At 64.4% G+C, this 23,578-nt stretch carries 20 protein-coding genes; 18 read left to right on the top strand and 2 right to left on the bottom strand.

What is annotated here, in order from left to right:
- Positions 1-398: 398 nt before the first annotated feature.
- From betT (QP140_RS01490) to QP140_RS01435, 12 genes are all read left to right on the top strand, one after another.
- Entirely contained in the window at positions 399-2,663 is a 2,265-nt protein-coding gene (gene betT, locus QP140_RS01490; protein ID WP_284757676.1) for a choline BCCT transporter BetT, read from the top strand.
- A 39-nt stretch (positions 2,664-2,702) separates the two neighbouring features.
- Complete coding sequence (locus QP140_RS01485; protein WP_284757673.1) at positions 2,703-4,274, top strand: aldehyde dehydrogenase family protein; 1,572 nt, start codon at positions 2,703-2,705, stop codon at positions 4,272-4,274.
- Positions 4,275-4,388: 114 nt separating this feature from the next.
- Complete coding sequence (gene betT, locus QP140_RS01480) at positions 4,389-6,575, top strand: choline BCCT transporter BetT (RefSeq protein WP_070761996.1); 2,187 nt, start codon at positions 4,389-4,391, stop codon at positions 6,573-6,575.
- Between the two features lie 80 nt (positions 6,576-6,655).
- A complete protein-coding gene (locus tag QP140_RS01475) occupies positions 6,656-9,019 on the top strand; it encodes a Tex family protein (protein ID WP_284757671.1) in 2,364 nt (787 codons plus the stop codon).
- A 130-nt stretch (positions 9,020-9,149) separates the two neighbouring features.
- The gene (gene rplS / locus QP140_RS01470; protein WP_012360058.1) at positions 9,150-9,491 is read left to right on the top strand and encodes a 50S ribosomal protein L19; all 342 of its coding nucleotides are present in this window, start codon (positions 9,150-9,152) and stop codon (positions 9,489-9,491) included.
- A gap of 140 nt (positions 9,492-9,631) precedes the next feature.
- Positions 9,632-10,525 (top strand): signal peptidase I, encoded by an 894-nt coding sequence (gene lepB / locus QP140_RS01465; protein WP_284757670.1) that lies wholly within the window; start codon positions 9,632-9,634, stop codon positions 10,523-10,525.
- Positions 10,526-10,527: 2 nt separating this feature from the next.
- Positions 10,528-11,253, top strand: a complete 726-nt coding sequence (locus QP140_RS01460; RefSeq protein WP_070762000.1) for a ribonuclease HII — start codon at positions 10,528-10,530, stop codon at positions 11,251-11,253.
- Positions 11,250-11,558, top strand: a complete 309-nt coding sequence (locus QP140_RS01455) for a DUF2469 domain-containing protein (RefSeq protein WP_012360061.1) — start codon at positions 11,250-11,252, stop codon at positions 11,556-11,558. The genes QP140_RS01460 and QP140_RS01455 overlap by 4 nt, the downstream gene beginning before the upstream one ends.
- A gap of 236 nt (positions 11,559-11,794) precedes the next feature.
- On the top strand, positions 11,795-12,259 hold the full coding sequence (locus tag QP140_RS01450) for a YraN family protein (protein WP_149121889.1): 465 nt from the start codon (positions 11,795-11,797) through the stop codon (positions 12,257-12,259).
- Positions 12,259-13,875, top strand: a complete 1,617-nt coding sequence (locus QP140_RS01445; RefSeq protein ID WP_284757667.1) for a YifB family Mg chelatase-like AAA ATPase — start codon at positions 12,259-12,261, stop codon at positions 13,873-13,875. Before QP140_RS01450 ends, QP140_RS01445 begins: the two co-directional genes overlap by 1 nt.
- A complete protein-coding gene (locus QP140_RS01440; protein WP_284757665.1) occupies positions 13,872-15,128 on the top strand; it encodes a DNA-processing protein DprA in 1,257 nt (418 codons plus the stop codon). The genes QP140_RS01445 and QP140_RS01440 overlap by 4 nt, the downstream gene beginning before the upstream one ends.
- Positions 15,129-15,189: 61 nt before the next feature.
- Positions 15,190-16,173 (top strand): tyrosine recombinase XerC, encoded by a 984-nt coding sequence (locus QP140_RS01435; RefSeq protein WP_392389729.1) that lies wholly within the window; start codon positions 15,190-15,192, stop codon positions 16,171-16,173.
- 47 nt (positions 16,174-16,220) lie between these two features.
- Here QP140_RS01435 and QP140_RS01430 read toward each other — a convergent pair whose 3' ends face one another.
- Positions 16,221-16,847 (bottom strand): M23 family metallopeptidase, encoded by a 627-nt coding sequence (locus QP140_RS01430; RefSeq protein WP_148820413.1) that lies wholly within the window; start codon positions 16,845-16,847, stop codon positions 16,221-16,223.
- A gap of 516 nt (positions 16,848-17,363) precedes the next feature.
- Here QP140_RS01430 and rpsB point away from each other — a divergent pair.
- The 5 genes from rpsB to QP140_RS01405 all read left to right on the top strand — a co-directional run bounded on the left by rpsB (position 17,364) and on the right by QP140_RS01405 (position 21,784).
- Positions 17,364-18,173, top strand: a complete 810-nt coding sequence (gene rpsB / locus QP140_RS01425; RefSeq protein WP_070758859.1) for a 30S ribosomal protein S2 — start codon at positions 17,364-17,366, stop codon at positions 18,171-18,173.
- A gap of 178 nt (positions 18,174-18,351) precedes the next feature.
- Complete coding sequence (gene tsf / locus QP140_RS01420) at positions 18,352-19,170, top strand: translation elongation factor Ts (protein ID WP_070758860.1); 819 nt, start codon at positions 18,352-18,354, stop codon at positions 19,168-19,170.
- A gap of 204 nt (positions 19,171-19,374) precedes the next feature.
- Complete coding sequence (gene pyrH / locus QP140_RS01415; protein WP_222863800.1) at positions 19,375-20,070, top strand: UMP kinase; 696 nt, start codon at positions 19,375-19,377, stop codon at positions 20,068-20,070.
- A gap of 99 nt (positions 20,071-20,169) precedes the next feature.
- Positions 20,170-20,727, top strand: coding sequence for a ribosome recycling factor (gene frr / locus QP140_RS01410; protein WP_070758862.1), 558 nt, complete (start codon positions 20,170-20,172; stop codon positions 20,725-20,727).
- Between the two features lie 232 nt (positions 20,728-20,959).
- Positions 20,960-21,784: a phosphatidate cytidylyltransferase gene (locus QP140_RS01405; protein ID WP_284757745.1), complete on the top strand. Its 825-nt coding sequence runs from the start codon at positions 20,960-20,962 to the stop codon at positions 21,782-21,784.
- A 7-nt stretch (positions 21,785-21,791) separates the two neighbouring features.
- Here QP140_RS01405 and QP140_RS01400 read toward each other — a convergent pair whose 3' ends face one another.
- Positions 21,792-22,229, bottom strand: a complete 438-nt coding sequence (locus QP140_RS01400) for a LapA family protein (protein ID WP_284757661.1) — start codon at positions 22,227-22,229, stop codon at positions 21,792-21,794.
- Between the two features lie 133 nt (positions 22,230-22,362).
- Here QP140_RS01400 and rlmN point away from each other — a divergent pair, with 133 nt between their 5' ends.
- Positions 22,363-23,475: a 23S rRNA (adenine(2503)-C(2))-methyltransferase RlmN gene (rlmN, locus tag QP140_RS01395; protein WP_070762015.1), complete on the top strand. Its 1,113-nt coding sequence runs from the start codon at positions 22,363-22,365 to the stop codon at positions 23,473-23,475.
- Positions 23,476-23,578 lie beyond the last annotated feature (103 nt).

The raw sequence follows: 23,578 nt of genomic DNA, 5'->3' as shown, positions 1-23,578 counted from the left end.
CCGTTGCGGGCTGCGTCCCAAGTGGGGCACGAGCCGCCGGGACATTGATATAACCCCGAAAATGCAACTAAAAACATTGAGCACGATCCAGTATGCCAGCGGATAAACTGCCTATGCCACCCGGGAAATAATGAATCAGTTAAAAAGATGGCATAAATCACAGTTTCGGTTGGCATGCCCAAAAGTCTGTGAGATCACTGAAACATGCAGCTAGAGCGCACCGTGATGTTGTCTAGACTCTTAGAGAATTGCCAGGCTCAGGTGCGGGAATGGCAAAAGGTTTGCTATGCATGAGTAGTTGGCTCGCTTTATAAAAAGCAACCAAAACTATTACAGAATTAACGTAGGAGGGTCGGAACGCCTTGAGTGAAGGGCCGCCAAAAGATACCGGAAATGAGATGAAGAACACAGATTCAGCGAAAGGGAATCAAGTGTCGGAAGGCGCGTCGAGCACCCCTGGCGCCGTCGACACGACCGAAAAGGGCACCGGCGCGAGCGCTGAACCGCAGATCGTTCCCGAGGTTGTCGTAGGCCACGGCGACGAGCGGGAATCCGAGCCGTACACCCCGGGCGAAATCGTGGAACCGAAGGCCAACTGGCCGGTGTTCCTCCTCTCGGCGTTGGGGATCGCGATCATCGTGGCCTGGGCGACCATCGCGCCCGATAACGCATACGACACCCTGGGCTCCACCACCGGGTGGATCGCCAATAACCTCGGCTGGTTCTACATCCTCACCGCCACGATCTGCGTGGTCTTCGTGCTGGGTGTCGCGCTCTCGCGGGCAGGGGCGATCCGCCTCGGCCCGGACCACGCCCGGCCCGAATATCGTCTGTTCTCCTGGTCCGCGATGCTCTTCGCGGCCGGCATCGGCGTGGACCTCATGTTCTTCGCCGTCGCCGAGCCGGTGACGCAGTACTACGCGCCACCGGTCGGAGCGGGGGAGACACGCGAGGCTGCGGAGAACGCCGTCGTCTACGCGCTCTTCCACTACGGCGTGACCGGATGGGCTATGTACGCCCTGATGGGTATGGCCTTCGGCTACTACGCCTACCGCCTCAACATGCCGCTGGCGATCCGCAGCGCCCTCTATCCGCTGATCGGTAAGCGCATCCACGGCCCCGTCGGCAACGCGGTGGATATCGCCGCGATGCTGGGCACCGTCTTCGGCATCGCGACCTCCCTGGGCATCGGCGTGGTTCAGCTGAACTACGGCCTCAAGCTGCTCTTTGGCTGGGATGAAGGCCCGACCGTGCAGATCGCCCTCGTCACCGCCGCCGTCGGCGTGGCGACCCTGTCGGCTGTCTCCGGCGTGGATAAAGGCATCAAGCGCCTCTCCGAGTTCAACGTCATCCTCGCCATCACGCTGGCTGTCTACATCGTGGTCTCCGGGCAGACTGCCTTCCTCTTCGACGCACTCATCATGAACATCGGCGATTACGTCACTCAGCTGCCGAGCATGTCCATGGACACCTATGCCTTCAGCGAGACCCCTGAAGAGACCAAGGAATGGCTGGGGGCCTGGACCCTGTTCTTCTGGGCATGGTGGGTGGCCTGGGCGCCGTTCGTCGGCCTGTTCCTGGCCCGCATTTCCCGCGGCCGCACCCTGCGCCAGTTCGTGTTCGGCGTCCTGACCGTGCCGTTCCTGTTCATCCTGGGCTGGATGAGCTTCTTCGGAAACACCGCACTCAGCCGTGTCATCGGTGGCGATTCCGCCTTTGGTGAGGCCGCGGTTGCCGAACCACAGCGCGGCTTCTACGACCTGCTGGCATCCTCCCCGGGAGCGACCTTCCTGGTCGGCCTGTCCACGATGGTTGGTCTGCTGCTGTACATCACCTCGGCGGACTCCGGCGCACTGGTGATGTCCAACTTCACCTCCAAGGTGACCGACTCCCGCCAGGACGGTCCCGTGTGGTCCCGTATCTTCTGGGCTGTCCTGGTCGGTGTTCTGACGATCGTTCTCCTGCAGATCAATGGCGTGGAGACCGTCCAGAACGCCACGGTGGTCATGGGTCTGCCATTCGCGATCGTGATGTACTTCATCATGCTGGGCCTTATCCGCTCCCTGAAGCTGGAGACGATCCACAACGAGGCCCGGAGCGTGTCCATTCACGCCGCCATGTCCGGCCGTAGCTCTGGCGAGAAGGAGAAGGGCGCCTGGCTCCGTCGCCTCTCCCGCGCGTCGACCTGGCCTGGGGCGAAGGATGCTCAGAAATTCATGTCCGAGACGGCCCGCCCTGCTCTGCAGGACGTCGCCGAGCAATTCAACAGCCGTGGTCTCAACGCCACCCTCGTCTCCGCGAAGGTGCCGGGTATCGACGTCAAGCAGCTGGATCTCACCGTCACCTTCGACGAAGAGCAGAGCTTCCGCTACCAGATCTACCCAGTCGAGCTTCCGGTCCCGACGTTCACCCGCTCCACCAGCGACGGCAGCGTCTACTACCGCCTGGAAGTCTTCGACCTCATGGGCTCCATGGGCTTCGACGTCTACGGCTATACGCAGGAACAGATCAAGGACAACATCATGGATCTGTACGAGCGTCACCTGGAATTCATCCACATCCAGCGCAACCTGCCGGGTACCTCTGACCACTCCGACGGCGCTGAGCCCGTGCGAGCATGGACTGACGACCCGGGCCTTGCGGTAGACACGGACGAGAAATAAGCCGATCACCACCCACGTGATCCAAGAAAGGAAAACAGAATGAGCACTGAGAAGCTCTTCGACCCAGCCGCCTCGCCCCTGCTGAAGGGCGTCCACAACGACGACGCAGTGGCGTCGCTGTTCATCGATGGCCAGTGGCAGCCCGCCGCCGACGGCGAGACCCGCACCATCATCAACCCGGCAGACAGCTCGGAGGTCGGTATCGTCTCCGAGGCGAGCGAGAAGGACACGATCCGCGCGATTGAGGTCGCCCGCCGCACCTTCGACAACGGCGAGTGGCGGGCCGTCCCAGCCGTGGAGCGCGGCAAGATCCTGGTCAAGGTCGCCGACTTGATCCGCGAGAATAAGAGCGAGTTCGCCCGCGCCGAGGCCGCCGACACCGGTAAGCGCCTCCCCGAGGCCGAGGCCGATATGGACGACATCGCTGACTCCTTCGACTACTTCGGCACCCTCGCCGGCCACGCCGCCGGACGCGTCGTCGACGCTGGGGATCCGAACGTCCGCTCCCGCATCGACGCCGAACCCGTCGGTGTATGTGGCCTGATCACCCCGTGGAACTACCCGCTGCTGCAGGTGGCCTGGAAGGTTGCCCCAGCGCTCGCGGCGGGCAACACCTTCGTCCTCAAGCAGGCGGAGCTCACCCCGCACACCGCGATGATGCTGATGACCGTGCTGACCGAGGCCGGCGTGCCGGCTGGCGTGGCCAACCTCATCACCGGCGCTGGCGCTACCGCCGGCAACCCATTGTCCACCCACCCGGACGTGGACATGGTCTCCTTCACCGGTGGCCTGGTGACCGGAAAGCTCGTTGCCAAGCAGGCGGCGGAGACCGTCAAGCGCGTCGCCCTCGAGCTGGGCGGCAAGAATCCGAACGTCATCTTCGCCGACGCAGACTTCGACGCCGCGGTGGACAACGCCCTCAACGGTGGCTTCGTCCACTCCGGGCAGGTCTGCTCCGCAGGCGCCCGCATCATCGTCGAGGAATCCATCCACGAGAAGTTCGTCGACGAGCTCGTGCGCCGTACTGCGGCCATCAAGCTGGGCGGGCCGCTCGACGAAGCCGCTGAGACCGGCGCCCTCATCTCTGCTGAGCACCGCGACAAGGTGGCAGCCTACGTCGATCGCGCCCGCGAGCAGGGCGCGGATATCCGCACCGGCGGCAAGATCGCCGATGAGGCGGATAACCACGGTCCGCACGGCACCGGTAACACCGACCTGTCGAAGGGCTACTTCTACCTGCCGACCGTCATCGACGGCGCCACTCGGGAGATGGACTGCGTGTACGACGAGGCTTTCGGTCCGGTCGTCACGGTGGAGACCTTCCGCACCGAGGATGAGGCTGTGGCGATCGCTAATGACACGGAGTACGGCCTCGCCGGCGCCGTGTGGACCAGCGACGCCGGTAAGGCGGAGCGAGTCACTGCGCGCCTGCGTCACGGCACGATCTGGATCAACGACTTCCACCCGTACCTGCCGCAGGCAGAATGGGGCGGCATGAAGCAGTCGGGCAACGGCCGGGAGCTGGGACCGACCGGCCTGGCTGAATACCAGGAGCAGAAGCACGTCTACCACAACATCGCGCCTGCGGTGACCGGCTGGTTCCAGGGCTAAGTCTCTGCCCAGAACCTCAAAGGCTCCTGCGGGAAACCTGAGACTCCACTAGGGTGGAGGAGTGGTATAGCGCACATTTGCGGCTGACCAAAGGTTTTCTCCAAGGAGTCAGGAATGGCAGATTCTGCACGCACAGCGGCGGGGAGCGAGGCTCCAGCCAAGGAAAAGGGTGCCTCCCGCATCCGAACTTTGCTTGGCAAGCCCGCACCCGCCGAAGCAAAAATGAAAAAGGGTGACGAGGCCAACTGGCCCGTCATTATCACGACGCTCGTGGTCACGGTCGCCGTCGCTATTTGGGCGGCCGCCGGGGCCGAGAGCTTCGACAAGATCGTCGGCGGCACGGCCAGCTGGCTGACCGGAAACTTCGGCTGGCTATACGTCGCCGTCGTGGCGATCACTCTGATCTTCATGATCTGGCTGGCCGCCTCCAAGGCCGGCAATATTCGGCTGGGACCCGATCACTCCCGCCCCCAATACTCCCTCTTCTCTTGGTCCGCGATGCTCTTCGCTGCGGGTATTGGCATTGGAATCCTGTTCTACTCCGTCGCCGAGCCGCTGGCGCAGTATGCTAATCCGCCGGTTGGTCCGGGCGAGACCGAGGAGGCGATGAAGGAGGCCGTGCTGTGGACTCTGTTCCACTACGGCATCTCCGGCTGGGGGCTCTACGCCCTGATGGGCCTGGCCTTCGGCTACTACGCCTACCGCCTCAATATGCCGCTGGCGATTCGTAGCGCCCTGTATCCGCTGATCGGTAAGCGAATCCACGGACCCATCGGCGATGCGGTCGATATCGCCGCCCTGCTGGGCACCGTCTTCGGCGTCGCCGCCTCGCTGGGTATCGGCGTGGTGCAGCTGAACTTCGGCCTGAACCTCGTCTTCGACCTGCCAGAGGGCAAGGCCATGCAGATCGCGCTGGTGGTGCTGGCTGTCGCTGCGGCCACCCTTTCCGCCGTGTCGGGCGTGGATAAGGGCATTAAGCGCCTCTCGGAGTGGAACGTCTACCTCGCCGTCGCGCTGCTCGTCATCGTCGTCGCTGGTGGCCGCACCGGCTGGCTCTTCGACTCCCTCGTGAAGAATATGGGTGACTACCTGACCACCCTGCCACGCTGGACCTTCGAGACCTTCTCCTACACGACCACCCCGGCCTCCACCCAAGAGTGGATGGCCAACTGGACCCTGTTCTTCTGGGCCTGGTGGGTGGCCTGGGCGCCGTTCGTCGGACTGTTCCTGGCCCGCATTTCCCGTGGCCGCACCTTCCGTCAGTTCATCGTCGGCACCCTGCTGGTTCCGTTCCTGTTCCTGGCGCTGTGGGCATCCTTCTTGGGCAACATGGCCCTCGACCGCGTCGTTAACAACGGCGACCACGACCTGCTGGAGCAGACCGTTAACTCACCGGAACGCGGTTTCTACATGGTGCTGGAAGGCCTGCCGTGGCCGACGCTGGCGCTGGTGCTGGCGATGATCGTCGGCCTGCTGTTCTTCGTCACCTCCGCGGACTCCGGTGCGCTGGTGATGGCGAAGTTCTCCTCCCGCACCACCGACCCGGCAGCCGATGGCGCGGTCTGGCTACGCGTGCTGTGGGCTGTTGCCGTCGCTGTGCTGACGGTCGCGATGCTGCAGGTCGACGGCATCGGCACCCTGCAGATGGCGACATTGATCATGGGACTGCCGTTCATGATCGTGGTCTTCCTCATCATGGCCGGCCTGGTGCTCTCAGTCAGACAAGAGGTCCTACAGATGGACTCCCGTGCAGTCGCCCTGCACGGGGCGATCTCCGGGCGCACGGATAGCCAGCATGGTGATTGGCGCACCCGCGTGGAGCGCGCCGGCACGTGGCCGACCGCCGAACAGTCGCAGTCCTTCATCATGGAGGTCGCCAAGCCGGCTCTGAAGGACGTCACCGAGGAGCTGATGAACAATGGCCACGAGGCAACGTTGACCACGGTGGCTGACGAGCACACCGGTATCAACCAGCTCGACCTGTTCGTCACCTTCAAGGGCGATCCGGACTTCCGCTACCAGCTCTACCCAATCGAGGAGCGCCTGCCGAAGTTCGCCCGCCGAGGCAGCCACGGCGCGAATTACTACCGCGTCGAGGTCTTCGGCATCAACGGCTCCCTGGGCTACGACGTCTTCGGCTACACCCGCGAGCAACTCATCGCGAACGTGCTGGACCTGTTTGAACGACACATGGAGTACCTGCACATGCAGCGGAACCAGCCGGGCGAGACCGACCTCTCGGCCTACAACACCGAGATCCCGGAGTGGCAGGAGGACTTCGGCGAGAACCACGCCAACTAATAAGCGTCTTGCGCCAGCACAGGCTCGCTCCGGGTGAACCTGGTGCAAACCGGCACAGCCCGGCACCTACAATGGCTTAAATGATCGCAGAGATTTTAGCCGAGGAACTAGGTGCCGGGCTGTCGCACGTCCAGGCCACCATCGCCCTGCTCGACGAGGGCAATACGGTTCCCTTTATCGCCCGCTACCGCAAAGAAATCACTGGCGGGATGGATGATTCCCAGATCCGCCAGCTGGACACCCGCCTGAATTACCTGCGGGAACTGGAGGAGCGCAAGGAAAGCATCCTCAAGGCCATCGAGGAGCAGGGCAAGCTGACCGACCAACTTGCCGCCGAGATCCGCGCCGTGCAGACGAAGTCCCGCCTCGAGGACCTCTACCTGCCCTATAAGAAAACTCGGAAGACCAAGGCCACCATCGCCCGCGACGCTGGGTTGGAGCCACTCGCGGACACGCTGCTGGCCCCGGGGGTCGCCGAAGACCCGGCAAGCATCGCCGAGGGCTACCTCTGCGAGGGATTCGAGGACACCAAGGCAGCACTGGCCGGGGCACGCGCCATCGTCGTCGAGCGAATCGCCACGGACGCGGACCTGGTTGGCGAAGTCCGTGAGGAGTTCTTCAACCGAGGTGTCGCCGAGGTCGGCGTCGTCGATGGGAAAGAAACAGAAGGGGCGAAGTACCGGGACTACTTCGACTTCTCCGAGCCACTCGACAAGCTCCCCAGCCACCGCATCCTCGCCATCCTGCGTGGCGAGAGCGAGGGCGTGCTCCACGTGAACCTCACGGGAGGGGAGGAGGACGAGTTCTACCAGGGAATCATCGCCGACAGGTTGGATCTCGGCCCGCAGGGGGATGCGGCCGATAAATTCCGCGCCGAGTGCGTCCGCTTCGGCTGGCGCACCAAGCTCGCCGTCAGCTCCGCCGTGGATGCCCGGGTGAAGTTGAAGGAGCGGGCGGACGCCTCCGCCGTGGACGTCTTCGCGAAGAACCTGCGTGACCTCCTGCTCGCCGCACCCGCCGGCCAGCGGGCCACCCTGGGGCTGGACCCTGGCTACCGTAACGGTGTGAAGTGCGCGGTCGTGGACGCCACCGGCAAGGTAGTGGACACGATCATCGTCTACCCGCACTCCGGGGCCGCGAAGTGGGAACAGGCTCGTACCCAGCTTGCGGGTCTGGTTGCCGAGCACGGCGTCGAACTGCTCGCGGTGGGTAACGGGACGGCCAGCCGCGAGACCGAGAAGCTCGCCCGGGAGATTGCCGATCTCATCGCCGAGGCCGGCGGGAAACGCCCGACGCCGGTCATCGTCAGCGAGGCCGGGGCATCCGTCTACTCTGCCTCCGAGGTTGCGTCGCGGGAGTTCCCGGACATGGATGTCTCCCTGCGTGGCGCGGTCTCGATCGCCCGGCGCCTGCAAGATCCGCTGGCTGAGCTGGTGAAGATCGACCCGAAGTCCATCGGGGTGGGGCAGTACCAGCACGACGTCAACCAGACGTGGCTGACCCACTCCCTGGACTCGGTGGTCGAGGATGCCGTGAACTCGGTCGGGGTGGACGTCAACTCCGCCAGTGCCGAGCTGCTCGAGCGGGTCGCGGGAATCACGAAATCCGTGGCAGAGAATATCGTCACGCACAGGCACGACAACGGTGCCTTTCGCTCCCGCAAGGAACTGCTGAAGGTGCCGCGCCTGGGCCCACGCGCCTTCGAACAGTCCGCCGGCTTCCTCCGCATTCATGACGGGGAGGACCCGCTGGACGCCTCCGCCGTCCACCCCGAGGCCTACACTCTGGTGCGCGCCATCACGGAGGACACCGGGGTGGCGGTGCCACAACTGATCGGCAACTCCGCGGTGCTCACGAAGCTGCGACCGGCGGATTACGCAAACGAGACTTTCGGTGTGCCGACGGTGCGCGACGTGCTCGCAGAGCTGGATAAGCCAGGCCGTGACCCACGCCCGAGCTTCAAGACTGCGAGCCTGGCCGAGGGGGTGGAGAAGGTCTCCGACGTGCGCCCCGGCATGGTGCTGGAGGGCACGGTGACCAATGTGGCCGCCTTCGGCGCCTTCGTCGATATCGGAGTGCACCAGGACGGCCTCGTCCACGTCTCAGCGATGGCCGACCGATTCGTCCAGGACCCCCACGAGGTGGTCCACTCCGGTCAGGTCGTCAAGGTGAAGGTGATGGACGTCGACGTCGACCGACAGCGCATCGGCCTGAGCCTGCGCCTGAGCGACGAGCCAGGTGGTGACCAGGGGTCCTGCTCCGGTCGGGCAGGTCGCCGCGGGGAGGCAGGAGAGAGGAATTCCCGGGCTGGCCGGGGACGCAATCGTGGTGGACAGCGTGGCGACAATCGTGGTGGTTCCCGTGGCAAGCGGGGCGGACAGCGCGGCGGCGGTTCAACAGCCGGTGGCGCAATGGCCGCTGCTCTCAAGCAGGCCGGCTTCTAACTGGTTTGGTTTCTGCCGAATCGGCTGGCATACTATCCGAGTTAACTATGTTCCGGGTACGAACCCGTAGGCGCGATGAGCATCGAAAAGCCGCGAGGATCCTCTATCCAGGCAAGCAAAGGATTAATCCATGCATATTCTTGACAAGGTCGATGCAGCACAGCTGCGCGACGATATCCCAGAGTTCCGCGCAGGTGACACCGTTGACGTGCACCTGAAGGTCATCGAGGGCAGCAAGTCCCGCGTGCAGGTCTTCCGTGGCGTTGTGATCAAGCGTCAGGGCTCCGGCATCCGCGAGACCTTCACCGTCCGCAAGGTCTCCTTCGGCATCGGCGTGGAGCGCACCATCCCAGTGCACTCCCCGAACATCGACAAGCTCGAGGTTCTGTCCCGCGGTAAGGTCCGTCGCGCGAAGCTGTACTACCTGCGCGATCGCCACGGCAAGGCAGCCAAGATCAAGGAGAAGCGCTAATCTGCGCCACCGCACGATGTGCGCGTGAGAGGGGAACGGAAGTCAATTCCGTTCCCCTTTTTTCTTGCCTGACTGAGGTGGTGACCCGGGGAATGGAACGTCCCAGTGCCGCAGGTGGCCGCCTGGTAGTCTGAACCCTTGTGACTACCGATCCCAAGAAGCACCAGCCCAACCCCGACGCAGCAGCCCCGTATGCAGGCGGCGCTGCACCTCAGCAGGCGGCAGGTCAAACCGCTGCGCAGCCGGGGGATGGGACAGCACGTGCGGGGGAGGGCACGGTAACCGAGAATCACAAGACCGCCGACACGTCGCAGGCAAAAGCCAAAGAGAAGAAGACCTACCCGTGGTGGGTGGAGATGCCCATCATCCTGGTTGCCACCATGCTGATTCTTGGCATGTTCAATATCTTCGTCGGCAGGCTCTACCTGATCCCGTCCGAATCCATGGAGCCCACCCTGCACGGCTGCGAGGGGTGCACGAATGACCGGATCTTCGTCAATAAGCTCGCCTACCTCGGTGGTAAAGAGCCGAAGCCGGGGGACGTCGTCGTCTTTGTCGGTGAGGACTCCTGGAACACGACCTATGTCTCCCAGCGTTCGGACAATGGGCTGATCAAGGGGCTGCAGAACGCCGGCAGCATGATCGGCATCATTGCCCCGGATGAAAACGCCCTGGTCAAGCGAGTCATCGCCACCGGTGGGCAGACTGTCCAGTGCCGCCCCGGCGACCCCGGCGTGATGGTCGACGGCAAGAAGGTGGACGATTCCTACACGATGAGCCCGTTGGTGAACCCGGTGGACCCGGCAACCGGCTCCGATGCCTGCCAGGGAGAGTACTTCGGCCCCATCACCGTGCCGGATGACCACCTGTGGCTGATGGGCGACAACCGCACCAACTCCCTGGACTCCCGCGGCCACGTGGGCGACGAGCACCAGGGCACCATCCCGGTGGAGAACGTGGTGGGTAAGGTCTCCGCACGTGTGCTGCCGATCGAACGCATCGGCGGGGTCGCTCACCTGGATATCCAGCAGTAGCCATGGCGCGTCCCACCCCACAGTCGGCAGCACGCGCCCGCGGCGCCGAGCTGGTGCAGCAGGCGCTCTCCGAGGGCTATAGCTTCGTCGACGACTACCTGCGATTCCACGGGTTTACCCACGTGGCCGGGGTGGACGAGGCCGGTCGCGGTGCCTGCTGCGGCCCCATCACCATCGCCTCCTGCGTCCTGCCTGATCACGACGTTCCCGAGCTGGAGGGACTCAACGACTCCAAGAAGCTCACCCCGCGCCGCCGCGAGAAGCTCTTCGGCGCCATCACCGAGCACGCGGTGGCCTATAAGATCGTCCATATACCCGCCGCCGAGATCGACCAGAAGGGGATCCAGTACGCCAACATCAACGGCATGTACCGCGCCGTTGCGGGGCTATCCGTGGAGCCAGACGTGGTCCTCACAGACGCGGTGCACCTGCCGGAGCTTGCGTGCGAGCACGCACCCCTGGTCAAGGGGGATGCGTTGTCCCCGGCGATCAGCGCCGCGAGCATTCTGGCGAAGGTCTCCCGGGACCGCCTGATGGTGGAGATGGACGGGCAGTATCCGGACTATGGCTTGGCCGGCCACAAGGGTTACGGCACGGCGAAGCACATGGCTGCGGTGCGCCTCCATGGTGGCTGCCCGGAACACCGTTACACTTACTCTAATGTCGCCACCGCACATGCCGAGTGGGCGAGCACACAACCGCGTGAGGAAGGACATCCTGGCCAGTGAGCGCTGAAGAGCTAGACGACTACGAGGCAAACGTTGAGCTGTCGATGTACCGCGAGTATCGCGACGTCGTGAGCCAGTTCTCCTATGTCGTGGAAACCGAGCGCCGGTTCTACCTAGCCAACGCGGTGGAACTCACGCCCCGTAACTCCGGCGGCGAAGTCTATTACGAGATCCGGATGTCGGACGCCTGGGTATGGGACATGTACCGCCCGGCCCGCTTCGTTCGCTACGTTCGCGTGATCACCTACAAGGACGTCAACATCGAGGAACTCGACAAGCCCGAGCTGCAGCTGCCGGAGCACTAGCCCGGTACCTCTCGCGGGCTTCCTGCTCCGTTTGCCCCGCTGTTATCCACACCCCAGCGCCTATCCACAGGCTCCTGGGGTTTTCTTCTTCCAGCTTTCTTTTCAGGACGTCAACGCCCTGGCCACCGTGCTTGGCTAGCCTCACACGCTGCCCTGGTACGACAGCTGCGTGGGCAGGGCATGGGTGAAGGAATTTTCCACGCGCAGCGGAAGACAACGACAGCGAGGTACGGGGGATGGATAGCGCAACGCAGGTGGCACAGGTCGGCCGAAACGTGACCGGCCGGGGTTCGGTTCGCCAGGGTGCGGTTGGACGGGGCTCGGTCGGCCAGTGCTCGGTCGGACCGAGCACAGCGGATTCGACGGTGGGGGTAGGCCGACAAGGTGAGAACCTGGCCGGGGAATACCTGGTGAATCAGGGCTGGAGAATTGTGGAGCGCAACTGGCACTGCCGGTTCGCGGAGTTGGATATCATTGCTCTCGACCCCGCAGGCGAGATGGTGTTCGTGGAGGTCAAGTACCGCAAGGACACCGCCCACGGCACTGGCGTGGAAGCAGTGACACAGACCAAGCTGCGCCGGATGCGACTGGCGGCGGGGAAGTGGCTGGCGGAACAGCAACGCGGGGTCGATGTGGTGCGTTTCGACGTCATCGACGTGGGCCCCGCTGGCGTGCGGGAACACGTGGTGGGGGTGGCGTGATGGCAGTCGGGCAAGCCAGAAGCATGGCCCTTCACGGGTTGGACGGGATGCTCGTGACCGTGGAATGCGACCTGGGGCGGGGGCTGCCCGGGGTCAGCGTAGTCGGGCTGGGGGATGCGGCGGTGGTGCAGGCTCGTGACCGAATTCGCGCGGCGATGCTGAACAGCAGTTTGCCGTGGCCGAAATCGAAGGTCGTGATGAGCCTGTCCCCGGCAGACGTGAAGAAGGAGGGCTCCAGCTACGACTTGGCGATGGTGGCGTCGATCCTGGCAGCCCAGGGTTTATCCGAGTTCGCGCTGGAGCTCCTGCGTGACACGGTGGTCGTCGGCGAGCTCGGACTGGACGGTACCGTGCGCGCCGTCGCCGGGGTTGTCCCCATGATTCTGTCCGCACAACGGCGGGGGATGAGTCGCATCGTGATTCCAGAGGAGAACCTGCCCGATGCTCAGCAGCTCGTGGACGTGGTTGCCGGTCTGGACATCCTCGCCGTGGGCAGCCTGAAGGAATTTCACGCATGGCTGCGTGGCTCCGGCAGCATTGTCCCCGTGAGTAAACCCGTGGGCGCGCCGACCCCGGATTCCGGGCACGGGGCACGGGATGAGGAGGTCGACATGGCCGACATCGTGGGGCAGGCCGAAGCGCGCCGGGCGCTGGAGATTGCCGCCGTGGGCGGGCACGCCATCATGCTCACCGGACCGCCGGGCAGTGGAAAGTCGATGCTCGCAGAGCGCCTGCCGACGATCCTGCCTCCGCTGTCGGCCACCGAGCAGGTCGAGGCGGCCGCGATTCACTCGATTGCCGGTGGCCGGGGAGACCTTGGCCCGATCTGGGCCGGGGTGAGACCATTCGTCGCCCCGCACCCTTCGGTGACCCAAGCCGCGCTTGTTGGTGGCGGGCCGAACCTGCAGCCCGGCGCGATCAGCCTGGCCCACCACGGTGTGCTGTTCTTGGACGAGGCCGCGGAGACCCGCTCGGGGGTGCTGGACTGCTTGCGGATCCCGATGGAGTCCCGCCGGGTGGAGATCGCGCGTGCCCGCCGCAGTGTCTCCTACCCGGCGGGATTCCAGCTGGTGATGGCGGCGAACCCGTGCCGTTGCGGTGCTGAGGATCCAAGCATGTGCACGTGTAGTTCGACGGACCGCCGCCGCTATTATGCGCGGGTCTCGGGTCCCATCCGCGACCGGATTGACGTCTTCGCACAGACCCGCAGGCAGCGGCTGATCGGTCAACAGTTCCCGGTGAGTGCGCAGGCAACGGCCACGAGTGGAGCCGACAGCGAGGAGGGACGAGCGGAGAGCTCAGCGGTGGTGGCGGAACGGGTCGCCCAGGCCAGGGAGCGTTCCCACCACCGTTGGCGAAAACTCGACCTAGGGGAGGCCGTGACGAATGCGACGATTCCCGGCAGGCTGCTGCGCTCCGAGTGCGCGGCGAGTTTCGAGGGAATGGTGGCGCTGCAGGAAGCCTATGCCTCCGGCGCGCTCTCGCAGCGTGGGGTGGATCGGGCGTTGCGGGTGGCGTGGAGCCTCGCCGATCTCGCCGGGGTGGCCCGGCCCGGGGTTGGGGAGGTTCTGGACGCTGCCGAGCTCTTTTCCGACACTGAGGAGGTGCCAGCATGAGCCCTGGTGGCACCACGGAGGAACGCCAGAACCTGCTCGCGTGGATCTACCTGCGGCAGACCATCGAAGCCTCAAATACGGATATTCTCAACCTCCTCTGGCCTGAAGGGTGGGAGAATCGGCTCGCGGACCGGGACGCGGGAAAGGGGGTGGCTCCCGATGTGCGGGGGCTCGCCAGCCGCATTCGCCACCGTGACCCCAGCCTGCCGCGCAGGATCCTGGAATCGACTGCCACGCGCGTGGACTGCGATCCGGAAGCCGAACTCGACGCCGCAACGGCTGCGGGGTTCCGGCTGATCACCCCGCTGGACCAGGAGTGGACAGAGACCCTGGATCACGCCTTCGCCCGGATTGATGACCGCGGCAGCGACCAGAACTCGGCCGTCCGGGGCCTTGCCGCAGCACCCTTTGCCCTCTGGCTACGGGGCAACGGCAACCTGCGGAACTTAAGCCGCCAGTCGGTGACCGTCGTTGGCACCAGGCAGCCCAATGCCTATGGGGCGCAGCTGAGCACCCAGCTCAGCACGGACCTCGCCCTGGAGGGCTACAGCATCGTCTCAGGCGGAGCCCGCGGAGTGGACCGCTGCGCCCATACCGCCGCCCTGCGCGCCGGGGGTGCGAGCATCGCGGTGCTCGCTTGCGGACTCGACGTGGATTACCCCAGGCAGCACGTGGGGATGTTCAACCAGATCGCGGAGTCCGGGGTTGTTGTTAGTGAGTACGCGCTGGGTACCCACCCCGCCCGGCACCGCTTCCTCACCCGGAACCGACTGGTCGCCGGCCTGTCTGCAGGCACCATCGTGACTCAGGCCGCCAACCGCTCCGGGGCGCTGAACACCCTCAACTGGGCGGAGGTCATGCTCAATCAGCCCATGGTGGTGCCCGGCCCCGTGGATACGGCACTCAGCCAGGGGGTGCTCCACCGCCTGCGGGACGGTCGGGCCCAACCGGTCTGGACCGCCAGCCACGTCCGGGAGCTGGTGGAGGACTCCAGCCAGTTCCACGCCGGGGCGCCTGAACAGCAGGCGATGGTCTTCGGCTCCGGCACCGGGGTGCAGAGCATGTCGCTGAACCAGGTCACCGTCTACGACGCAGCCGGATTGCCTGGCGGAGGCGGTGGAACGCTGCGCGACATCCAGCAGGAGACCGGGCTCTCCATCCAGCTGGTGATGCGGACGCTCAAGGAACTCGACAAGCAGGGACTCATCACCAGGGAAGGGGAGCGTTGGGTCCGGGTGGATGGGCAAGAGTAGCTGGGAGGCTGTTGATCTGCGGCGACAGCTCCATTGCGCGGCAACAGCTATGCTGAGCTGCATGCCGAAAGCCCGCGACCCGCAACTCCTCCTCGAGGACTACGTGGACTACCTGCGCTATAACCTCGGCCGGTCGGAAAACACGATCCGGGCCTACCAGCGGGACCTCACCGACGCTCTCGAGGGGCTGCGGGATATTGAGTCCTTCACCCTCGACCACGCACGCGACGTGCTGGGGTACGCCGCCGACGATGGCGCCAGCCGGTCCCGGCTCTCCCGTCTGGCCTCCAGCATGAAAGGCTTCGGGAAGTTTCTCGCCCAGCGCGAGGTGCTCCCCGCGAACCCGGTCTCTGCGCTCCGGCTGCCCAAGGGAGAGAAGACACTGCCACGCGTGATGCGCAGTGACCAGGCCCGCACCCTCCTCGATGGGCTCAAGCGTGATGCCCTCGAACCCCCGACCGCCGACCACGACGTCGACGACGCTCCAGCAGCCACGCAGCCAACAGGCGAGAAGCAACGGCGACGCACCACAGCGCGCCGGGTGCGGGATTGGTTCATCGCCGAGCTGCTGTTTGGCACCGGCATTCGTGTTGGCGAGGCCGAGGCCATTGACGTCGAGGATTTCGACCGGGCCAACCGGCTCTTGCGTGTCACCGGTAAGGGAAATAAGACCCGCGTGGTTCCCTACGGCGGAATCATCGATGAGGCTCTCACACACTGGCTTTCCCACCGCGGTGAGCTTGCCCCGCCTGGTAATCCGGCGCTGCTCGTTGGGGTGCGCGGGGGTCGGCTCAACCAACGGGAGATCCGCCGAGTAGTTGACCAGGCCATCCGCCGCCACCCGGAGCTCACAGTGGGGCACATGTCCCCACACGGGTTCCGCCACTCCGCAGCAACCGCCGTGCTCGAAGGCGGCGCGGATCTGCGGGTAGTCCAGGAACTTCTGGGGCACGCCTCGATGAACACCACTCAGATCTACACCCACGTCGGCGCCGAGCGGCTCAAGGCCGCCTACCGCCAAGCCCACCCGCGCTCGGGAGAATAACGGCCCGCACCACGAAGCCCGCAACATGCGCCCCACACCACGCGGAGCTAGCGCAATAGACGTACGCGCACCGAGCCCAAGAGCTCAAACGGATCGAGGTATCGCTTCCGCCCATCCGTGCCCTTGACCCACGCGCCCCAGGACAACCCATCCGGCTTCCGGGCACTATCGCCCAACAACGCCGCATTCGCGAGCCGACCGATTCGCTGGCCCCGGGATACGAACTCACCCTTGGTGACCTCCGCGTGTACGGGCTCATAGGTGGTGTGTAGCCCATCCCGGTGCCGGATCGTCACCACCGGTGTGCCCGCGACGGTTCCGACGAAGCTGACTTGCCCGCCCATACTGGCGAGGACGTCCGCACCTGGCGCTGCCCGCAGGTCCACAACGCGGTGGCCGGGTAGCCAATCCTTCTCCGGAATATCGAGCGGCCGGGTCACCAGAGCTTCCGCCGCAACGGGGGAGGTCGGGGAGTCCGTGACGAGCGGCACACGGTGGGAACGGTTCAGCCGATCAGTGCCCCGCAGCACGCCCCCGCGATCTTGTTGCGCTTCCTCCACGGCGGAAGCCACTGGCGGAACCGGAGCCACCGCGATGGTCGACGTCAAGCTGAAAACACAGGCCGCTGCGAACAGTCGGCCACAGAAACGAGCGGAAGAAAGAAAGCGGGACATGCCTCAAACCTGCCGCAGGCGACGTCCTCAAAGGAAGGGCGAAGAACGGGCTGTGGACAGGGAAGATCGACGGATACACACCGGGTAGGGAACCACTTGGATTAACAAGCCAGAGCGACTAAAGTATCCGGGTGCAGTGTGCTCACGTTTCCCGCACTACCCGGGGATGATGCGCCGCGCGAACCGTGCCAGCGGAGAACACGAGGCCTCCCGCTAGTGGCGATCGCAGCGACGTCAAGAACACAACACCCCGGGCAACCGGCGGCGAGATAGCGAGCAGACTGACTACACGTAGATGCCTCGTGTCCCCAACAGGTTCCACCTACGGTCCCGCTGATTGCGGGTCAATACAGGTGGCGCAGCCCGGGGAGTCTGCCGGCCGGTCGCATAAGCCGAATGGAAGTTCGTCGAGTGCGCCGAAGAAGAAAACCGTAAAACCCCAAACTTTCGAAAGCGAGGAAGGGGCGGCAACGCTACAAGGCGAAGAAAACGCTTCAAAGCTGCCCCTGTAACACCATGGCTGTTGTTACTATGCGCGAACTGCTGGATGCAGGCGTCCACTTTGGTCACCAGACCCGTCGTTGGAACCCGAAGATGCGTCGTTTCATCTTCACCGACCGCAACGGCATCTACATCATCGACCTGCAGCAGACCCTGACCTACATCGACGAGGCCTACGAGTTCGTCAAGGAGACCGTCGCCCACGGCGGCAACATCCTGTTCGTCGGCACCAAGAAGCAGGCTCAGGAGGCCGTTGCCAACGAGGCTGAGCGCGTTGGCATGCCGTACGTCAACCACCGCTGGCTCGGTGGCATGCTCACCAACTTCCAGACCGTCTCCAAGCGCCTGGCCCGCATGAAGGAACTGCAGGCTATGGACGCAGCCGAGGACGGCTACCAGGGCCGCACCAAGAAGGAGATCCTCCTTCTGAACCGCGAGCGCGAGAAGCTGGAGCGTGTCCTGGGCGGCATCGCCGACATGACCAAGGTCCCGTCGGCAATGTGGGTCGTTGACACCAACAAGGAGCACATCGCTGTCTCCGAGGCGAAGAAGCTGGGCATCCCGGTTGTCGCCATCCTGGACACCAACTGCGACCCGGACGAGGTCCAGTACCCGGTCCCGGGCAACGACGACGCGATCCGTTCCGCAAACCTGCTGACCTCCATCATCTCCTCCGCTGTTGAGGAGGGCCGCAAGGCTCGCGCGGAGCGTCAGGCAGCTGCTGCGAAGGACGCTGCCGGCGACACCGGCAAGTCCGAGGCGGACGCTGAGGCTGTGAAGGCTGAGGCTGCAGCCGAGGAGAAGGCCGAGTCCACCGAGGCCTAAAGAGTGTTGAGTGGGGCGCGCACGCCCCGCTCGATGCCTCACACGGAAAGGCCGTATCTCGGCCTGCCCAGTGAGTGTGCTGCCCGCCGCCACACGTGGCGGGGATTTGCCTCTAGACTTATTGGCTGACAGCACATTCATTCTTTCACCACTTCCATACGAAGGAGGGTCGCCACTGATGGCGAACTACACCGCTGCTGATGTCAAGAAGCTCCGTGAGATGACCGGCTCCGGCATGATGGACTGCAAGAAGGCTCTCGTCGAGGCTGAGGGCGACTTCGATAAGGCCATCGAGATCCTGCGTATCCAGGGTGCCAAGGACGTCGGCAAGCGCGCTGAGCGCTCCGCATCCGAGGGCCTGATCGCAGTCTCCGGTAACACCATGATCGAGGTCAACGCTGAGACCGACTTCGTGGCCAAGAACCAGGAGTTCATCGACTTCGCGAACAAGGTTGCTCAGGCAGCCGACGCTGCGAACGCTAACTCCCGCGAGGAGCTCGAGGCAGTCGAGGTCGACGGCGCGAAGGCTGTCGACGCTCTGCAGGAGCTCTCCGCAAAGATCGGCGAGAAGCTCGAGCTGAAGCGCGCTGTCACCCTGGAGGGCGACAAGGTTGCTGTCTACCTGCACCAGCGCTCCGCTGACCTGCCGCCGGCAGTCGGCGTGCTCGTTGCTTACGAGGGCGAGAACGAGGAGGCTGCACGCGCGGCCGCCATGCAGGTCGCCGCTCTGAAGGCCAGCTTCCTGTCCACTGATGACGTCCCGGCCGAGACCGTCGCCAAGGAGCGCGAGATCGCCGAGGCTACCGCTCGTGAGGAGGGCAAGCCGGAGAAGGCTCTGCCGAACATCATCGAGGGTCGCCTGAAGGGCTACTTCAAGGACGTCGTCCTGCTGGAGCAGCCGTCCGTCACCGAGTCCAAGAAGACCGTCAAGCAGGTCATGGACGAGGCAGGCGTGAAGCTGACCGGTTTCGTGCGCTACGAAATTGGCCAGGGCTAAACCCGACACTGATCCCGTGCCATCACGGCGTGGCTTAGTCGCTTAGCACGGCACCGCGCCACGGCATGGCGATAGTTTGAGCCGCCCACCCGTTTCACACGGGTGGGTGGCTTTTATTGTGCGCTATAATCCTGTTCAACATCTGAAGCGAGACAAGGAGATTCGTTGAGTAACGCGCCACACAGGTCCGGTTATAAGCGGGTTATGTTGAAGCTGGGCGGTGAGATGTTCGGTGGGGGAGCCGTAGGCATCGACCCAGATGTCGTTCAGAACGTCGCACGCCAGATCGCCGAAGTCGCTAACAGTGGCGTGCAGGTGGCCGTGGTCATCGGCGGTGGAAACTTCTTCCGCGGCGCGGAGCTGCAGCAGCGTGGCCTCGACCGTTCCCGCTCTGACTACATGGGCATGCTGGGCACCGTCATGAACTGCCTGGCCCTGCAGGACTTCCTGCAGCAGGAAGGCGTGGACTGCCGCGTGCAGACCGCCATCCAGATGACCCAGGTCGCTGAGCCCTACCTTCCGCTGCGCGCGGACCGCCACCTCGAGAAGGGGCGTGTGGTCATCTTCGGCGCCGGCATGGGCATGCCCTACTTCTCCACGGACACCACCGCAGCCCAGCGCGCCCTCGAGATCGGTTGCGAGGTTCTGCTGATGGCCAAGGCGGTTGACGGCGTGTACTCGGATGACCCACGCACGAACCCGGACGCTGAGCTCTTCCACGAGATCAACCCCCAGGACGTGCTTGAGCGCAACCTCAAGGTCGCCGACGCGACGGCCTTCAGCCTCTGCAAGGACAATGACATGCCGATCCTGGTGTTCAACCTCCTGGAGCAGGGCAATATCGCCCGCGCTTGCGCCGGCGAGCGCATCGGCACGCTCGTCAGCTCCGAGGTGAAGTAACCCGCCGCGATGGCGGCACGCGGGTGAGGCGGGCAAGAACAGTCCGCCTCGCCGCACCAAACAGGAGAGTTGGGGGCAAGGGCTGCTAAATTGGTAGCCATGATGGACGAAATTCTCCTGGAATGCGAAGAGCGCATGACGAGCTCCGTCGAGTTCGCGCGCGAAGACCTCACGACGATCCGTACCGGGCGTGCTAACCCGGCCATGTTCAATAGCGTGATCGCCGAGTACTACGGTGTCCCGACGCCGATCACCCAGATGGCGACGATCAGCGTTCCCGAGGCGCGCATGATGCTCATCAAGCCCTATGAGCAGTCCCAGATCCAGGTTATTGAGAACGCGATCCGCAACTCTGACCTGGGCGTTAACCCGACCAACGACGGCCAAGTGCTGCGCGTGACGATCCCGCAGCTCACCGAGGAGCGCCGCCGCGAGATGGTGCGCCAGGCCAAGTCCAAGGGTGAGGACGCGAAGATCGCGATCCGCAACATCCGCCGCCACGGTATGGAACAGCTCGCGAAGATCCAGAAGGACGGCGATGCCGGCGAGGACGAGGTTCGCGCCAGCGAGAACGAGCTCGAGAAGACCACCTCGAACTACGTCAAGCAGGTCGACGAGCTTGTTGAGCGCAAGGAAGAGGAGCTGATGGAGGTCTAGGGACCTCCTTGAGGAGGGCTCCTTGAGCTCTTGATAGCCCTTTAAGCACACAACACATGCCCGCTCGCGTTGTGAGCGGGCATGTCGCGATAAGAGGGCAAAGTGCACACACTCATGAGGGGCCGCCGGCAGGCGGCCGGAAAGGCGAGGTGCGGTGGCAGCTCACGCGTCGAATCCCGCATCGGAGCCCGGGAGCACCGCCCCGGGGGAGGCGGCCAAGCCCGCCAAGCAGATCAACCCTGGGCGAAACCTTAAGCATGCGATCACGACGGCGTTGATTCTCGGCGCCATCGTCATCCTTTCGCTGCTCTCGCCGTTGCTGTGGTACGCCCTGCTCGTCGTGGGCATGGGCCTGGCGGTCTACGAGGTCTGGCGCCGCCTACTGGAGGCCGGCTATGTGCTGAGCCTCCCGGTGCTCGTGGTGGGATCCACCGCGATGATCCTGCTTTCCTGGCCCTTTGGCCCCACGGGGTTGGTGGCAGGGTTTGCCAGCAGTGTGCTGCTGTTGATGGTTACCCGCCTGTTTCACCACGGCAGACACTCGCCACCGCATAACTACGTGCGCGATATGGCGGTGGGGGTGATGGTGTTGACGTGGATTCCGATGTTCGGCGCGTTCGCGGCGATGCTGTCGCGATTGGAGTCCGCCGACGCCCCCGGAGCCTTCTACATCATCACCTTCATGCTTTGCGTGGTCGCCAATGATGTGGGCGGCTATGCATTCGGCGTGCTCTTCGGCAAGCACCCCATGGCTCCTGCGGTGAGCCCGAAGAAGTCATGGGAGGGCTTCGCAGGCTCAGTGACGAGCGCCGCCGTGGTCGGCGCGCTCGCGGTGACCCTGTTGCTGGGTGGTCCCTGGTGGTTGGGGATCGGGCTGGGCGTGGGGCTGTCCGTCTGCGCCACCCTGGGAGACCTGGTGGAATCCCAGTTCAAGCGGGATCTGGGCATCAAGGACATGTCCGGCATGCTGCCTGGACACGGTGGGCTGATGGACCGCCTCGACGGGATGCTGCCCGCGGCGATGGTGACCTGGGTGGTCCTCAACCTGATCGGCTAGGCCGACGTTACTTATAGCCGCGCTTGATCTGGCGGCGCAGCTGCGTCATCCGCACGATGCCGACCATCGCCATGATGAGGGCTCCTGCGATCGCGGCGATCAGCATGCCGATGCCGATGGGGAAGCTCCACTCCCAGCCGAAGAAGACCAGCTGGGCCTCCGTCTGATTCTGCAGGATGAACACCAGCAGGAGAATCAGCACGAGAGCGCCGATGATCAGCGCCGCCCACGTGCTGGCTGCGACGGAGCCCTTCACGTTCTGGTGGGTACGCTCTTGCTGCTCAGCCTGCGCTACGGGGGCGACCTCCCCCTGGGTGGGTGCTGTTGCCGAGTTGTTTTCTGCGGCGGGCTCGGCGGGTAGTTGAGCCTCTGCCGGAGGCTCGTTGAAGGCCTCGCCGGCGGGCTGGAAATCAGGATTCTGGGGGTTGGTGCCTGGGTTCGTCATACCTCTATTCAAACGAACTGTGCGGCCAGCTGCCATCACCGGGGTGCCCTCGCTACTCTTCGGCACCGGCTTATCGGGGCTCATGGCCCGGAATCGCGAGGTAGAGGGCATACGTGGAATAATGGGGCTCACTATGGCTACCCCCGTGAAACTGAATTTTTCCGCGCCTCGCCGCGGCCTTCCGCCCAAGCACTTCGCCGACCTGACGGCTGAGCAGGTTGAGGAGGCAGTGGTGGAGCTCGGATTGCCGAAGTTCCGTGCGAAGCAGCTGTACAACCAGTATTACGGTCGGCTCGAGGGCGACCCGGTCGAGATGACGGACCTCCCGGAAGCCAGCCGACAGGCCGTCAAGGAGAAGCTCTTCCCGGAGCTGATGACCCCGCTGCGCAAGCTCGATGCCGATGATGGGGAGACCCGCAAGACGCTCTGGCGGCTGCATGATGGCACGCTGCTGGAATCCGTCCTGATGCGCTACCCGGGCCGCGCCACCTTGTGTATCTCCTCCCAGGCCGGCTGTGGCATGGCATGCCCGTTCTGCGCGACTGGCCAGGGTGGGCTGGATCGCAACCTCTCCGTGGGTGAGATCGTCGAGCAGGTGCGCAACGCCGCCCGCGCGATGCGCGATGGCGAGGTCGCTGGCACCGAGGGGCGACTGTCCAACATCGTGTTCATGGGCATGGGCGAGCCCTTGGCTAACTACAAGCGCGTGGTCGAGGCCGTGCGTCAGATCACCCAGCCGGAGCCGCACGGCTTCGGGATCTCCCAGCGCAACGTCACCGTGTCCACCGTGGGCCTGGCCCCGGCGATCCGCAAGCTCGCCGATGAGGGCATGTCCGTCCGACTGGCCGTGTCCCTGCACACCCCGGACGACGAGCTGCGCGACACCCTCGTCCCGGTCAATAACCGCTGGTCCGTCGAAGAGGTTTTGGACGCCGCCGCGTATTACGCGGAGAAGTCCGGTCGCCGCGTGTCCATCGAGTATGCGCTCATCCGCGACATCAACGATCAGCCGTGGCGGGCCGACATGCTGGGCAAGAAGCTCCACAAGGCATTGGGCAGCAAGGTGCACGTCAATCTCATTCCGCTGAACCCGACCCCGGGCTCGAAGTGGGATGCGTCCCCGAAGGAGCGTCAGGATGAGTTCGTCCGGCGTGTGATCGAGCAGGGCGTGCCGTGTACCGTGCGCGATACGAAGGGGCAGGAGATCGCAGCGGCCTGTGGCCAGCTCGCTGCCGAGGAGGACTAGCGACCCCCAGGGGTTCCGTGAAAACAAGGCGCCTGTACTGCTGGGAAAACCCCACCAGTACAGGCGTTTTGTGATCAACTTTACGCCGGAAAACCTCGACTCT

This window comes from Corynebacterium sp. UMB9976, assembly GCF_030212265.1.
In the GTDB taxonomy this organism is placed as follows: domain Bacteria; phylum Actinomycetota; class Actinomycetes; order Mycobacteriales; family Mycobacteriaceae; genus Corynebacterium.
The sequence above is the reverse complement of the archived record's forward strand: the minus strand, read 5'-3'. Positions and strand labels throughout refer to the sequence as shown.

What these genes read in the sequence shown, in the direction of transcription:
- betT (WP_284757676.1), top strand. Translation starts at nt 399, where the DNA reads ATGAAGAACACAGATTCAGCGAAAGGGAATCAAGTGTCGGAAGGCGCG.
- QP140_RS01485 (WP_284757673.1), top strand. Translation starts at nt 2,703, where the DNA reads ATGAGCACTGAGAAGCTCTTCGACCCAGCCGCCTCGCCCCTGCTGAAG.
- betT (WP_070761996.1), top strand. Translation starts at nt 4,389, where the DNA reads ATGGCAGATTCTGCACGCACAGCGGCGGGGAGCGAGGCTCCAGCCAAG.
- QP140_RS01475 (WP_284757671.1), top strand. Translation starts at nt 6,656, where the DNA reads ATGATCGCAGAGATTTTAGCCGAGGAACTAGGTGCCGGGCTGTCGCAC.
- rplS (WP_012360058.1), top strand. Translation starts at nt 9,150, where the DNA reads ATGCATATTCTTGACAAGGTCGATGCAGCACAGCTGCGCGACGATATC.
- QP140_RS01460 (WP_070762000.1), top strand. Translation starts at nt 10,528, where the DNA reads ATGGCGCGTCCCACCCCACAGTCGGCAGCACGCGCCCGCGGCGCCGAG.
- QP140_RS01450 (WP_149121889.1), top strand. Translation starts at nt 11,795, where the DNA reads ATGGATAGCGCAACGCAGGTGGCACAGGTCGGCCGAAACGTGACCGGC.
- QP140_RS01445 (WP_284757667.1), top strand. Translation starts at nt 12,259, where the DNA reads ATGGCAGTCGGGCAAGCCAGAAGCATGGCCCTTCACGGGTTGGACGGG.
- QP140_RS01440 (WP_284757665.1), top strand. Translation starts at nt 13,872, where the DNA reads ATGAGCCCTGGTGGCACCACGGAGGAACGCCAGAACCTGCTCGCGTGG.
- QP140_RS01435 (WP_392389729.1), top strand. Translation starts at nt 15,190, where the DNA reads ATGCCGAAAGCCCGCGACCCGCAACTCCTCCTCGAGGACTACGTGGAC.
- QP140_RS01430 (WP_148820413.1), bottom strand. Translation starts at nt 16,847, where the DNA reads ATGTCCCGCTTTCTTTCTTCCGCTCGTTTCTGTGGCCGACTGTTCGCA.
- rpsB (WP_070758859.1), top strand. Translation starts at nt 17,364, where the DNA reads ATGGCTGTTGTTACTATGCGCGAACTGCTGGATGCAGGCGTCCACTTT.
- tsf (WP_070758860.1), top strand. Translation starts at nt 18,352, where the DNA reads ATGGCGAACTACACCGCTGCTGATGTCAAGAAGCTCCGTGAGATGACC.
- pyrH (WP_222863800.1), top strand. Translation starts at nt 19,375, where the DNA reads ATGTTGAAGCTGGGCGGTGAGATGTTCGGTGGGGGAGCCGTAGGCATC.
- frr (WP_070758862.1), top strand. Translation starts at nt 20,170, where the DNA reads ATGATGGACGAAATTCTCCTGGAATGCGAAGAGCGCATGACGAGCTCC.
- QP140_RS01400 (WP_284757661.1), bottom strand. Translation starts at nt 22,229, where the DNA reads ATGACGAACCCAGGCACCAACCCCCAGAATCCTGATTTCCAGCCCGCC.
- rlmN (WP_070762015.1), top strand. Translation starts at nt 22,363, where the DNA reads ATGGCTACCCCCGTGAAACTGAATTTTTCCGCGCCTCGCCGCGGCCTT.